This is a genomic window from Protofrankia sp. CiP1_Cm_nod3, from assembly GCF_982290655.1.
Genome location: NZ_CEVIVD010000047.1, coordinates 1,828 through 15,623 on the forward strand (window position 1 = coordinate 1,828; position 13,796 = coordinate 15,623).

Consider the following 13,796-nt stretch of genomic DNA (forward strand, 5'->3'; position numbering starts at 1 on the left):
GCTGGGGAGGCAGCCGGCCCCGGAACGCAACGACAGTCCAGATACGACACAATCGCGGCCGTGACGCTCATCGCCGGACGCGCAGCCGTTGTCCCGGACCTGCTGGCCGTGGCGGACACCCGCTGCCCCTCTGCCCCGCCGAGCCGCTCCGGTCGCCTAGAGCACCGATTAGATGACTCTAAGTCACCCCACGGGCGGTGGCGCACTTCGATGGACGCCGACCATCGAAGAAGATCGGCGCAAGTTTGTCGTTGTGTACGCTGATGCGGCCAAAAAACGTACACAACAACAAAATCGCGGCGATCATGGCCTGTACGGGCGGCCGTGGAGGGGATCCGCGCTACGTGACCGTCGCTCTGGGCCGGTCCGGCCGGCTGGGCCGGACCGGTCGGCTGGGCCGCCGCTGGCCCGCCGGGTGGCCCACGACCGTGCGGAGCTCCCGGTGAACGACTACGTCCGTGACGGCGCCGAGATCTACCGCCGCTCGTTCGCCACGATCCGCGCCGAGGCGGACCTCACCGGCCTGCCGGACGGCGTCGCCCGCACCGCCGTCCGGATGATCCATTCCTGCGGGATGGTCGATCTGGTGGCCGACCTGGCCTACTCACCCGGCGTGGTGGACGCGGCCAGAGCCGCGCTGCTCGCAGGAGCACCGATTCTGTGCGACACCCGGATGGTCGCCGCGGGCGTCACCCGCGCCCGGCTGCCCGCGGACAACCCGGTGATCTGCACGCTGTCCGACCCCCGGGTGCCGGGCCTCGCCCACCAGCTCGCCACGACCCGCACCGCCGCCGCGGTGGACCTCTGGCGGGACCGCCTCGACGGCGCGGTGGTCGCCGTGGGCAACGCCCCGACAGCGCTGTTCCGGCTGCTCGAGCTCGTCGAGTCCGGCGCCGGCCGGCCCGCGGCGGTGATCGGCGTCCCGGTCGGCTTCATCGGGGCCGCCGAGTCGAAACGGGCCCTGGCGGAGCATCCCAGCCGGCTGGAGCACCTCGTCGTGCACGGCCGCCGCGGCGGCAGCGCCATGGCCGCGGCGGCCGTCAACGCGATCGCGAGCGAGGACGAATGACCACGCCAGCCGAACGCCTTACCGGACGAGTGCCAAGCCGGCCGGTCCGACGCCCCGACACCGGCCGACCGGACGAAGCAGTCCGGCTGGGCGGCCAGGTTGAGGATCCTCGGCGACGACCGGCGGACGGTCGTCACCCCGTGTCTTCGTCTGATTTCGTCACCCGCTGTCGTCAACTGGTGCATGACCCATCGGTCGCCCCGACCAGTCGGTGAACCAGGCGACGGCGTCCTCGGGGGTGGCCACGGCCGGTGTGCCGGGTGGCAGCGGCGGGCGGTCCACCATCAGCACGGGCAGGCCCAGGTGACGGGCGGCGACCAGTTTCGCCGCGGTCAGCGGGCCACCGCTGTTCTTGGTGACGATGACGTCGATCCGATGCCCGCGCATCAGCGCCGTCTCCCCCTCTACCGTGAACGGGCCACGTTCGAGCAGGACGTCCATCCGCGCCGGCATCGGGGGTGACGGCGCCTCGATCGAACGCAGGAGGAACCAGTGCCGATCCGAGCCGGCGAACGCGGCGATCCCGGACCGGCCCGTGGTCAGGAACACCCGCTCCCCGAAGCCGCCCAGGGCGGCCGCGGCGGCGGCCAGCGACGGCACCCGATGCCAGTCGTCACCGTCCGTCTCCGGCCAGCCCGGCCTGCGCACGACCAGCAGCGGCACCGCGGCCGCGTTACTCCCCGTAACCGCAGCGGCGGTCATCAGCGCGGCGTAGGGATGGGTCGCGTCGATCACCGCGGCGATCCCGGCATCCCGCAGGTAGGACGCGAGGCCGTCCACGCCGCCGAACCCGCCCACCCGGATCCGCGCCGCCGTGGGCAGGGCGGGCGCGGCCACCCGGCCCGCGATCGAGTAGATCACCTCCACGCCGGGCAGTGCGGCCAGCTTCTCCGTGAGCCGCCGGCCCTCCGCGGTGCCGCCGAGCACCAGCACCCGCCAGCTCACCGCCGTCCCACCCGCTCCGCCCGTCCCACCCGGCCTGCCCAGCTCGCCCGGCCTGCCTGGCCTGACCTGGCCTGGCCTGACCTGGCCTGGCCTGACCTGGCCTGGCCTGACCCGGCGGGGCCTGACCCGGCCGGACAGCCAGGCTCGGCGGGACGGCCATGAACGAAGCGGAGCCCGCCGGACGTCGCGGGAGCCGGCAGCCGCGCGGGGAGCTGCGCTACGGCTGGACGACCGGCGCCTGCGCCACGGCCGCGGCCACCGCCGCCTACACCGCGCTGCTCACCGGCGAGTTCCCCGACCCGGTGACGATCACCCTGCCGGGTGGTCAGCGCCCGGCCTTCGCCCTGGCCCGGGAGGAGCTGACCCCCGGCGCCGCCACCGCCGCCGTCGTCAAGGACGCCGGTGACGACCCGGACGTCACCCATGGTGCCCTCGTGCACGCCCGTGTCCGGCTGGCCGCGCCCCGGGCCGGGATGGTGTTCCGCGCCGGCCCGGGAGTCGGCACGGTCACCCGGCCCGGCCTGCCGCTGGCCGTCGGCGAGCCGGCCATCAACCCGGTGCCGCGGCGGATGATGCGCGCCGCGCTGGCCGCGGTCGCCGCCACCCACACCGGCCACACCACCCACACCGGCGCCGCCGGCCACATCCGCGCCGTCAGCATCGTCGGCGGCGACGCGGACGGTGCGGACGACACGGACGGCGCCGTGAACGCGGCCGTCGACGTGGAGATCACGATCGGGGTCGACAACGGGGCCGAGATCGCGCGGCACACCTGGAACCCGCGGCTGGGCATCATCGGCGGCCTGTCGATCCTCGGCACCACCGGCATCGTCGTGCCCTACTCCTGCTCGGCGTGGATCGACAGCATCCGGCGCGGCATCGACGTGGCCCGCGCCGCCGGCCACCGGCATGTCGCGGCCTGCACCGGCAGCACCTCCGAGGAGGTGGCCCGCCGGCTGCACGGCCTGCCCGACGACGCGCTGCTCGACATGGGCGACTTCGCCGGCGCCGTGCTGAAGTACCTGCGTCGCCACCCGATCCCGCATCTGACCATCGTCGGCGGTGTCGGCAAGCTCGCCAAGCTCGCCGCCGGTCATCTCGACCTGCACTCCGGACGCTCCCAGGTCGACCTGGCCGCCCTCGCCACGCTGGCCCGCGCCGCCGGCGGCGGCGCGGAACTCTCCAGGCGCGTCGAGACTGCGAACACCGCGCTGGGCGCGCTGCGGCTCTGCCTGGCCGCCGGCGTCCCGCTCGGCGACCTCATCGCGGCGGACGCCCGCCGCACCGCGCTCGACGTGCTGCGCGGGGCGGCCGTGCGGGTCGAGGTGATCGTCATCGACCGAGCCGGGACGCTGGTCGGCCACGCCGACGTCATGGAAGCCGGCAACGGCACCTGACGCCATCTCGCCGACGGGCGCTTCCGCCGCTGAACGGGTGGCTGCGTTGAACGGATGGTTGTGCCGAAGTCCGCGGCTGCGGCCGTGGCTTGCAGCCGTGGCCATGGCCGTGGCCGTTCGGGCGGCCCAGGTCCACGGCAGGCTGTCAGGGTGCTGGCGGCAGCAGCTCCCGGAAGGCCAGCACCCCGCCCGGGTTGATACTGACCAGTGGTATCGGCTTTCCTATCGGGCTGCCGGCGTTGTCGAAGGAAAGATAACCGCCGGCCCCGGCAACCTTCAGATTGCCGTGCAGCCGATTCAGGGTCTGCTCGACATCGGCCGGGGTGACCTGGAGATGGCCGCCGACAGCCGCATACCTGACAGCGGTGACAGCCACCAGGACAGCGTCGTGTGACGTTATCACCTCACCGTCGTCCAGCGTCTCGTTCGGAAATCTCTGCTGGAAAACACCGGTGGGGTCCTGAAATCGAGCGACTGTCGTCCGGTTGAAGAAGGAGTCAGCATCCGGGGCCTGCCAGGCGCCGGGATGCGCGAGCGCGGTGAACAGGACGCTGATGTTCGCGGCCAGCGTCTGGTCGAGCGACCTGTCACCCTCGAGGCCGCTGGCGTCGTCACCGGTCAGCACCGTGATGTGGTCACCCAGGCAGTTACGCCTGGCCAGCACCTTGAGGAAATCCCTGAGTTCCGCGTCCCGGCCGGCGAAATACACGATTCCGGGTCGCTCGCTGCAGATGTTCGGCAACATCTGGACAAATGTGGTGGCCGTCGCGCCCAGTTTCGAATTGTACTGCTCGACCTGGCCGACAAGACGATTCGCCGCGTCCGGATATCTGCTGCTGAAGGTGTCGGCAAGGGTCCCGGGGTAGAGATCGTCGGGGTTCGTGTCCTGGACCAGCATCGCCCGGTTGGCCGTCTTTCGCGCGTGGTCGATGACGGCTGCCACCTCGACGTGGTTCGGCGGGGGAACCCGCCGCAGCGTCGGGATCTCCACCAGATCGTCCGACGTCATAATGGCGCTGATCTGCGGAATTCCCAGCTCCGCAAGTCGGCGGACAGCATCCCGGGTGGCACTCAGGCTCGGCCCGAGGCCGACCGTCGCCACCAGATGGTCCTTCCCGGCGACACGTTTCGCGAGATCCTCGACCACCGGCTTCCACCTGGTGCTGTTGGTGCCCGTGTTGGCCAGCAGCAGCCGGATCAGCGGCTGCTCGGTCATGGTGTCGTGATTGGCCGCGTACTGGGCGACGAACGCTCCTTCCAAGTCGCGCCGGAGTGACCGCGTGTCGGCAGCGACGTTCGACCCGTTGAACCGCAGTGGAAAGACGTAGGCGATGGACACGCTCACCCGGTTGCGCTGCTTCGCGACCCAGTCGTTCTCTTCTCTGATCGCTTTTTCGACGTCCCTGAGCTCCTGGGCGAAAACGTAACCGCCGTCGGTGACGCCGACGCATTCGCCGTCGTGGCGCACCACGCCCGCGGCACAGTCGTCCGAAAACACCAGTCGCATGAAGATGGCGGCGGGCACCCCGAGTGCGACCAGCAGGACGATCACTAACAAGATGATCCGGCGGCGTCTCCGTCTCCTGAAGAAGTCCGGAACGATGACACCGGGCGCCGGCTCGTGACGCCCGAAGAACCCTCTCCAACGGGATCGGCTGTTGTTGGGCATGGTCGCTGATCACACCTCCGGGTCAGTACGGTCGGCCGGCCGTTCGCCGCGCTGATATCGCCACGCCAGGTTCAGCAGGAAATCGTAGGCGTGTTCATATCCGGGGACCGCGGCCAACGCGTTGAGAGCGCCCGGAATCTGGGCCTCGTGCAGTACGGACTCGTGCGCGGACGGCTTGGTGGCCAGCCAGCAGGCCAGCACGAGGCGAGCGAGATGGACGTCCGGCCCGCCGCGCCACCACGGCCCCAGCGTCTCCATGGGATCGGGCGTGGCCAGGGCGGCCATGACCGCCGGCGACATCGGCGCCCGGGTGATCCCGGCCAGTTCGCTCCACCATCGGTGGCCGTCCCACCGCCCGTCGGGCGACACCGCCGCCAGGCCGGCCCGCACATGCTCCACGACCGGGGTCAGTTCGTCGGTGGCGAGCTCGTGATAAAGGGCCGCCGTCACATGCCCCGGGCCGCTGTCCGGTCGAGGCCGCCGGTAATGGTCCCGCAGCCGATGGTGGACGTTGCGCCAGCCGTCCCGGTCGTCATCGGCACGGGCCCGCAGGTCCTGCAACAGCAGGCGGCGCAGCACCGGGCGGAGCACCAGCCTGCCGTCGGTCTCCCACGCGCACATGTTCTCCTGAAGAGCCTGTAACAGGGCCTGCCGGCTCTGGATGTCGGACGTCCGGCCCAGCGCCGCGTGTATCGAACTGGGCTCGACGCGCTGTGGCGCGGCACAGGTGACCAGCATCTTCCGCTGGAGTTCCGTGAAGGGGGCGAGCCAGTGCTCCAGAGCCTCCCCGCCGAGTGTGCGGCGCGACGCGCCGGGCCCGTGCTCCCCACTCTCGATCTCCAGCAGGCAGCGGCTGTTCTCCTCCGCCGGTTCCGGTGGACGACGGCGGGCGACGATCCGTAACCCTCGCAGCACATGGTTGGCCGTTCCCGGATGACCGTCGGTGACGCGGTGCAGGTCCGTTGCCAGCCGGCGCCACCGGTCGGGCAGGTCGGCGCGTCTGACCAGCAGGCTGACGTCGTTCGCCGTGAGGTCGGGTAACGCCACCGGATACCACCATGATCCCGCTTCGTGCGCGTCCGCGCGCCGGCCGCGGGCCCAGTTCGCGTAACCCGCCGCGTCGAGCGGGCGTATCCGGCCCCCCGGAGTGCCGTCGCGGACCGGGTTCCACCCCCGGCTGGTCACGATCACGACCAGCGGGTCGCAGGTGCCGGCGCCCTCCGAAGCCCGTTGATGGCGTTCTTCCACGAGCAGGTGAAGAAACTCCCGGCCGCCGGGGGAATGGTGGACGTTGTCCAGCAGCAGAACGCAGTTGAACAGGTCGCCGCCGGCCCGCCGGCCGGCGGTGAAAGCGTCGTACAGATCGGCGAGAAACATTTTCACCAGCAGCCGTTCCACCTCCTGGCGCGATTCGTCGTCGGCGTTCCGGAGCGCGACCAGGTCGGCCAGGGCGTCCGGGCTGATCGGCTCGGCGGTCCGCCGCGAGCGCTCCGCCCGTTGGAAGGGCCAGGTCCGCCGGCCGCCCAGCCGGGCCCGCCACTGCATGGAGGCGAGGACGGTCACCGCGGCGGACGCCACATCCGGCAGTTCCGACGAGGCGAGCACCGGGCTGACGATCCTGATGATGTCGTCGCGGTTGCGCTCCGCCCAGGTCCGGTCGCGCAGCAGCCTGGTGATCTGGTGCAGGGTCTGGATACGATCGTTCAGCTCCAGCTCGCTGCCGAGGACAAGCAGGCAGGTGTAGAGCCGGTCGAAAGTGACACGCCGATAACCGGGCACCTTCCCGGCAAGGCCGAAAGCGGTCCGGACCAGAATCTCGCGGGCCGGGGAGACATCGCGCCCCGGCGCCGGCCGCCGTCCCGTCCCGCCCAGATTCAGCCGGACGCGCGGCACAGCCGCGCACCATCGTTCGATCTCGTCGAGCACGGCACTGCGGCCAATGCCCGGGGGCCCGAGCAGCAGGACAACCGGCAGGTCACGGTTCCGCGCCTCACCGGAGCGGTCCAGGCACTCCGTCAGCAGCCGCCGGACCGGTTCCTCCCGGCTTCGGGAGATGGCCACTCGCTCGCTCATCGGACAGTCCGCCGTTTGCCGCCGGACCGGCGTGAAACGCGCCATGGAACGGCCGTGCCGATCGCCGACACCATCTCACCAGGGCACATGCGCATATCCATCCGACGAGGCACGGAGAACGATCCGGCCGGCCCGGCTACACCTGCGGCACCAAGATCCGCAAAGCGGAGATCCGCGACAACGAAATCCGTGCCGGCAGGGCGTGGGCAGGGTTTGGGCCCACCAGCCCAGAGCGTACAACCGCTTACATACAGAGTGACCCACGGGCCGATCCACCCGGATGCCTGACAGACATATCATTCCGGCCCGTCCTCGGCGCACGTCCGCCAAAAAATCCCGGACGACCACACGGGATTCCCGGCCGAGAAAGGATGCCGGTGAAATTCAGCCATGACATTGGAAATCGGGGGCCGTCCATGTTTGCGACAATCCTGCCGGGAGCGCCAAGATCGCGCTCGGCGTCGCCGGACCAGCCCAGGTGCGCCGGCAGCCGGGCGACAGGCCCCGGGCAGCCCACCGGCCCACGGCCGACGGCTCTCGTCCGCGACCGTGCAATGACAGCTAGTGTCACCTTCCCGACTCTCCGTCGTCACTTCTGGTTCTCCTGGAGTAAAACAGTTGTTCGGTCAACGCCAGTGGGTGTGGTGGGGGGCACGGCGATGAGCCGTACGCTCCTCGCGCGGCAGGCACCCTTGTCACGAAGGGAACCTGTGTGCCAATCCTGGTCACCGACCTCGATGGAACCCTGCTCGCAGGAGACGTGACCGACCGGCGGCGCCTGCGCGACGCCCTGAACCGCCACCCCGAGGTGGTGGTCGTCTTCGCCACCGGGCGCGCTCTGCCCGCCATCCGCGAGGCGCTGGACGACCCGCTGGTGCCCAGGCCCCGCTGGATCATCGCCGACGTCGGTGCCACCGTGCTCGACGGCGTCGACCACACACCTGTCCAACCGCTGCAGAGCAAGCTGCGAGCCGACTGGCCCGGAACCGCGCGCGTACGCACCGCGCTGCGCCGCTTCCCCGCACTGACCTACCAGGACGGCGTGCCGCAGGAGGGCCGCTGCTCGTTCTTCCTCCACCCCGAAGATCTCACACCGGCCGTCACCGACATGGTGGAGGCACTCGGCTGCACCTGGAGCTACTCGGCGGACCGCTACTTCGACGTCCTGCCCAGGGGCGTCTCCAAGGGCAACGCGCTGACCGCTCTCGCCCGCTCGCAGGGCTGGCCGACAGCCTCGATCCTGGTCGCCGGGGACAGCCTCAACGACCTGTCCATGTTCCGGACCGGTACGCACGGCGTGGCGGTCGGCAACTCCGAACCAGCGCTGATCGCCGCGCTGGACGGCCAGGACGGCGTCCACCGGCCCCGGCAGCCCGGCGCCGCGGGCGTGTTACAGGCACTGCTGAAGCTGGGCTGGGTCGAGGCCCGATCCCCACTCGTGATCGGCTACCATCGCCCGCCGGCCATCTGGGCCCCCGACGCCGACCAGCGGGAACCGTCGAGCCCGAACGGCATCCTGCCCACCCTGCTCAGTCTCTTCAGCGCAGGTATGGAGGCCGTCTGGGTGGCCGCCGCCGTTGCGGAGCAGACGGTTGCGGAGCAGGCGCTCCTGGGGCAGGCAGTCCTGGAACAGCCGGAACGCACAGCCCTCCCCGACGGGCGCAACATCAAAATCCCGCTCTCCTTCCTCCCGCTGCGACCGGACGAATGGCGTGCCTACTTCCACCAGGCATGCAAGGAAACGCTCTGGCCGGTACTGATGTCACAACCCGAACGGTTGTGCTTCAACCCGCTCGCCTGGGAGCAGTACCGGACGGTCAACAGGCGTTTCGCCGAGCACATCGACAGCGAGGCGGCGCAAGGCGGCACGGTCTGGTTGCACGACTACAACCTCTGGCTGGTACCGGGCATCCTCCGCGGAAGGCGACCGGACCTGCGGGTGGGGCTGTTCCACCACACGCCCTTCCCACCGCCGGAGATGTTCGCCGCCCTGCCGACCGCCGAGGAGATCCGTGCCTCGCTCAGCTGCCTGGACTGGGCCGGATTCCACACCACGACCTTTGCCGGACGTTTCCGGTCCGTCCTCGCGGGCAGCCCGCGGCTACCGAGGATCGGCGTCCACCCACTCGGCGTCGACCACGACGCCATCGAGGCGCTCGCCCATGGCCGAGCCCCGCGCATCCGCCGGCAGGGCGGCCAGCTGGTGCTCTCCGTCGAGCGCCTGGACTACACCAAGGCCCCGGTCGAGAAGGTCGAAGCGGTCGCGATGCTGCTCGCCCGCCGCCCCGAGCTGCGCGGGCGCCTTCGCGTCCGACTGATCTGCGCCCCACCCGAGCCCGGCATCGCCGCCTACGACTCGACACGGCGGAAGCTCGAGCGACGGATCGCCGAGGTCAACCGGGCCTGGGGCGAGGACGGCTGGGAGCCCATCGACTACCTGCCCCGTTCGCTCTCCTTCACCGAGGTCGTCGACAACTACCTTGCCGCCGACGTCCTGTGGGTCACCTCCTTCCAGGACGGGATGAACCTGACGGCCAAGGAATACGTCGCCGTCCAGGCAGCGGTCGGCGGTTCCGGCGTACTGGTGCTCTCCCGGCACATCGGAGCGGCGGAGGAGCTGGGAACAGCGGCGGTGCTCACCGACCCCTACTCCCTCGACGACCTCGCCGACCGGCTGGCCCTGGCGCTGTCGCTCACGCCGGCCGAACGGCGGGCACGCCTGGCCGACCTCGCCCGCCGGCTCGGCCACCGTCATCCGACGGCGTGGGCAACAGAGATCATTTCTGCCATCCGGGGAACGGAGCGCGCCTCCGGGCCCTCCCGGCGGGCCCCTGTTCAGAGCGGTGGCCACGGCAACGGCGCCGGGTACGCGGCACGCAACCGATCCTGAGCCTCACCGCGGTCACCGGGAGACCGGTCGTCCGGGGAGCCGGGTCGGACAGCCGAGAGGTGGTCGAGGCCCAGGAGCGCGGCACCGACGACCGGTGGGGCGACCACCAGCCGGATCTCGGCGAGCGGTGCGCGGGTGGCCAACCGGGCGGTGATGTTGTCCAACAGCAGCGGCTGGTGGGAGGTCAGCATGCCACCGCCCAGGACGAGCGGAGTGGGCATGTCGAGCCGGCCCAGCCGGGTGAGCGCCACCAGAGCGAGCCGGACGATCTCATCGGCCTGACGGTCGATCAGGCCGAGCGCGGCCGCGTCGCCGGCCGTGGCCGTGGCGAACAGAAGTGGGATGATCTCATGCAGCCTGGCCCGCTCCAGCTCGCCGAGGTGGACCGCCTCGGCGACACGGGTCGCGCTCGGCAGGTCGAAGTGCGCGGCGATGGCGGACGCGAGCGCGGTCGCCGCACCACGACCGTCCTCCGCCCGGACGGCATGCCACATGCACTCCACCGCCAGCACCTCACCGCCACCCCAGTCACCGGTCAGCCGTCCGAGGGCGGGGAAACGGACCGTCCGGCCGTCCGGCAGCAGGCCCACGCAGTTGACTCCGGCGCCGCAGACCACCGCGGCCCCGCACGCGTCGTCCGTCCCGGCCCTCAGCACAGCGAAGGTGTCGTTACGAACGGCCACCGACCGCGTCCAGCCCTGCTCTTCGACGGCCTTCCGCAGCCGCTCCTCCTCCACCGGCAGATCGGCGTTGGCCAGGCAGGCGCTGGTGTGCTCGGCCACCGGGTTCTTCTCCGGCGGCAGCCCGGCCCGCGCGGCGGCGGCCCGGACCAGCGGCGCCAGCATGGCGACCGCGGCCTGTGCCCCGATCAGCTGCGGCCGGAAGCCACCGCCACGGGCACTGCCCAGGACGGCGCCGTCCGCGCCGACCAGCAGGACGTCGGTCTTGCTGTTGCCGGTGTCGATGGCGAGCACCCCCGGCAGACTGGACATGGCAGGCAAACGGATGCGTCACCCTTCCGGATCGATCGATGTCTCCTCGACGAAGGTAGAGTGCGGCGGTCGGTGAGTTGCCCGACATTCACAACTCGCTGTCAGGCGTCTCCCCGGCCCGCGGCTCTCACGGACAGCGGTCGATCAGTTCACGATGAGACTTCCGGAGCACATCGCGACCACGGGCACGCCGGCGCCGGGCCGGCTATTCCGCTCGGGCCGCCCACAGAGCGCAGATGGGCAGTGCCCAGATCCGGTCGCCGAGCTCGAAAGGCATCGGACCGGTGTGGAACACGACTCCCGCGCGGAAGTCCTGGCCAAGATGGTCACGGAGCCACCCGAGGTGACGGGCGTCCCGGACCGTCGGCACCGAGGAGGCCCTGATCTCAATTGCGATCACCTGGCCTCCTCCGAGGTCTATGACGACATCGACCTCCTGACCGTCACGGGAGCGGAGGTGGTGCAGCCGGACGGGATCACGCTGTTCCCCCACCGCAAGCACGTCCCGGGTGACGACATGATCGACGTAGGCGTCCAGCCAGGCGAGCCGCGCGGGTGCGCTCAGGTTCAGCGCGGCTTCGGGGAAGCCGCTCCTCAATGCGAGGTCGACGTAGTCGTCCAGGCTCGGGGGTGTGCCGGCGATGCTCAGGCGCGAGATGTCCGGGCCCAATAGCAGATCGAGCAGGCCCGGCTGATCGATGGAGCGGGTGATCTCCCGTTCGGTGAGCCCGTGCAGCACCAGCCGGACGACACGCCCCGTTCCGGGCCACTGGCGTGTGGTGAAGTCGGCTTCGACGCTGCCCGTGAGAAGGAACCGGCCGGGACGAGGGTCGTCATCGACCGCCCGCTTGACCGCGCCCAGGACCGCCGGCACCTCCTGCCACGCGTCAAGGAGGACAGGCTCATGGGCGCGGCGCGGCGCGGCGCCGCGTCCGGATCCGCGGCGACCGCAGGGTCGTTCAGCCGCAGAACGACCCTACACATGGGAGTGATCAGTCACGATCTGTGTCTTCGGGGCGGAAAAGCTGGCCCTGGCGTGTGCGGCGGTAGCGCACATGTCTGCTCCTGGAGCTGCTGCCGACGATTTCGACCAGGCCTTCTTCTCGCATGATTTTCAGCCACCGAAGGACGGCCTGATCACCAAGACCGGTTCGTGTGACGAGCTCGGAGCGCGAAAGAGCCTTGCCACCGAGGGCGAGGAGCAGTTCCGGTCTGCGATCGGCCCGGGCGGACTGGCTTTTCGCCGGCGCCGTTCGCCAGGACAGCTCGTATCTGGCCCAGCGACGGCTTCCGATCTGCGTGACGAGTTCACGAGCGACCAGATCCTGCAGTTCGCTGGTGGCGACGCGGGAGTCGACGCCAGTCGCGTCGCGGTAGGCGCGGTTGTCGAGGAGGCCATCCTGGCGCAACAGCGCAAGCGCGATGCACTGGCTGTCGGTCAGGCCCTTTTCCTCCAACCCGCTGATCCAACCGACGGCCTCCTCACTCAGCAAGGTGTGGTTGGGCAGGACGACAGCGAAAGACGAAATTCTGTCATCGAAATCCGGCGGGCTCATGCCCGCGGCAAGCAGCGAGTCGCGCATGGCACGAATGCCCGACCCTCGGTTCTCACAGACAGCGCGGGTCTCACCAGGCAGTGGTATGTCCTCGAGAATCTTGATAAGTGCGGCGTTACGGGCCGAGGAGATGCCCTCCTCACCAAGGCTGTCGACCGTGACGGGACCGAAAAGCCCACCAGGATTACGGACCACCAGACGATCGGGGTACATCTCGACCTGGACCTGGGTACCTCGGGCGCCACTGGACAGGTCACGATGGACCAGGGCGTTGACGATGACTTCGCGCAGCGCGGTCTCGGGATACTCCCAGACGTCCTGCCGGCCCGCACCCGCGATGACCGCCCGGCGAGACATGTTCCGGCGGACGACCGCCAGTGTGTCGCGGACCATGACCGGGACCGAGCCTTCCAATGTCACATTATCCAGGAATCTCTCGGTGGACCGGCCACCGGTCTCGGTCGGGTAGTGGACGAACGTGACCACAAGTTGCGGGAAATGCTCCTGTGGATACCTGCCCAGCGCAAGCAGCCCGCCCAGCGAGACCACATCATCGCCGCCGTCTCCGGGCACAAGAACCTTGGCCCGACGCAGTACCGCCAACCGGTCCAGATCCTGGAACGCATATGGCCTGCTGATCCTCAGTCGTGCGATCAGCGCGTCGACGCCGACCGCATCTAGATGATCGATGCTGGCGCCAAGGACGGGCTGCTCGTCCTCACGGGGCTGACCGCGTGCGGACAGCATCATCTGGACCTCATAGGCCGACAGCCGACGATCTCCGTCGCCCACTCTGACGTAGCTGCCCTTGGTGATGCCGGCCCCACGCGAGTAGCAGGGCTTCTGAGCGGAGCCGAGCTCGGGGACCTCGGCGACCAGAACCTGGGCACCCTCGAAGTCATGAATCTTGATCAACGGCCGCAACGGAGGCTCCATGTCCTCGGCACACATGCAGCCGAGATCAGCGGCAAGCCTCGCCGGATCGGGAAGCCCCGTCGCGGCGAAGCCTTGGGTTTCGTCCAGACCGAGAACGATCATGCCGCCTCGCGTGTTGGCGAACCCCGAGAGGGTCGCACGCAGCGATTTCGGCAGCCCGCCCTGCGCCTTCTTCACCTCCACATCCGCGATGTCCGCACCGATGGCGCGAAGGTTGTCGACGATCTCCGCAAGCTCGGTGTCGAGCATCCGCCCTCCTCACCGACCAA

General features: G+C 70.0%; 9 protein-coding genes. 3 read left to right on the forward strand and 6 right to left on the reverse strand.

Going from position 1 to position 13,796, the window contains the following annotated elements:
* Window positions 1–442: 442 nt before the first annotated feature.
* Window positions 443–1,069: a precorrin-8X methylmutase gene (locus AC5LUJ_RS11420; protein ID WP_250282906.1), complete on the forward strand. Its 627-nt coding sequence runs from the start codon at window positions 443–445 to the stop codon at window positions 1,067–1,069.
* A 159-nt stretch (window positions 1,070–1,228) separates the two neighbouring features.
* Here AC5LUJ_RS11420 and AC5LUJ_RS11425 read toward each other — a convergent pair whose 3' ends face one another.
* A complete protein-coding gene (locus AC5LUJ_RS11425; RefSeq protein WP_445548658.1) occupies window positions 1,229–2,014 on the reverse strand; it encodes a cobalt-precorrin-6A reductase in 786 nt (261 codons plus the stop codon).
* A 158-nt stretch (window positions 2,015–2,172) separates the two neighbouring features.
* Here AC5LUJ_RS11425 and AC5LUJ_RS11430 point away from each other — a divergent pair, with 158 nt between their 5' ends.
* Window positions 2,173–3,411, forward strand: coding sequence for a cobalt-precorrin-5B (C(1))-methyltransferase (locus AC5LUJ_RS11430; RefSeq protein ID WP_493464915.1), 1,239 nt, complete (start codon window positions 2,173–2,175; stop codon window positions 3,409–3,411).
* Window positions 3,412–3,556: 145 nt separating this feature from the next.
* On the opposite strand, the gene AC5LUJ_RS11435 is transcribed toward AC5LUJ_RS11430, so the two are convergent.
* Window positions 3,557–4,969: a type 1 periplasmic-binding domain-containing protein gene (locus tag AC5LUJ_RS11435; protein WP_250282902.1), complete on the reverse strand. Its 1,413-nt coding sequence runs from the start codon at window positions 4,967–4,969 to the stop codon at window positions 3,557–3,559.
* 120 nt (window positions 4,970–5,089) lie between these two features.
* Entirely contained in the window at window positions 5,090–7,153 is a 2,064-nt protein-coding gene (locus AC5LUJ_RS11440; protein WP_250290329.1) for a hypothetical protein, read from the reverse strand.
* 712 nt (window positions 7,154–7,865) lie between these two features.
* Here AC5LUJ_RS11440 and AC5LUJ_RS11445 point away from each other — a divergent pair.
* Window positions 7,866–10,043, forward strand: coding sequence for a trehalose-6-phosphate synthase (locus tag AC5LUJ_RS11445; RefSeq protein WP_250282899.1), 2,178 nt, complete (start codon window positions 7,866–7,868; stop codon window positions 10,041–10,043).
* Here the strand turns inward: AC5LUJ_RS11445 and AC5LUJ_RS11450 are convergent.
* The 3 genes from AC5LUJ_RS11450 to AC5LUJ_RS11460 form a co-directional block, all read right to left on the reverse strand.
* On the reverse strand, window positions 9,989–11,035 hold the full coding sequence (locus AC5LUJ_RS11450; protein WP_250282898.1) for an N-acetylglucosamine kinase: 1,047 nt from the start codon (window positions 11,033–11,035) through the stop codon (window positions 9,989–9,991). The two genes, AC5LUJ_RS11445 and AC5LUJ_RS11450, sit on opposite strands and share 55 nt — an antisense overlap.
* A gap of 205 nt (window positions 11,036–11,240) precedes the next feature.
* A complete protein-coding gene (locus tag AC5LUJ_RS11455; protein ID WP_250290327.1) occupies window positions 11,241–11,909 on the reverse strand; it encodes a DUF4143 domain-containing protein in 669 nt (222 codons plus the stop codon).
* A gap of 118 nt (window positions 11,910–12,027) precedes the next feature.
* Window positions 12,028–13,776 carry an ATP-binding protein gene (locus AC5LUJ_RS11460; RefSeq protein WP_250286308.1) on the reverse strand — a complete coding sequence of 583 codons (1,749 nt, stop codon included), beginning with the start codon at window positions 13,774–13,776 and terminating at the stop codon, window positions 12,028–12,030.
* Window positions 13,777–13,796 lie beyond the last annotated feature (20 nt).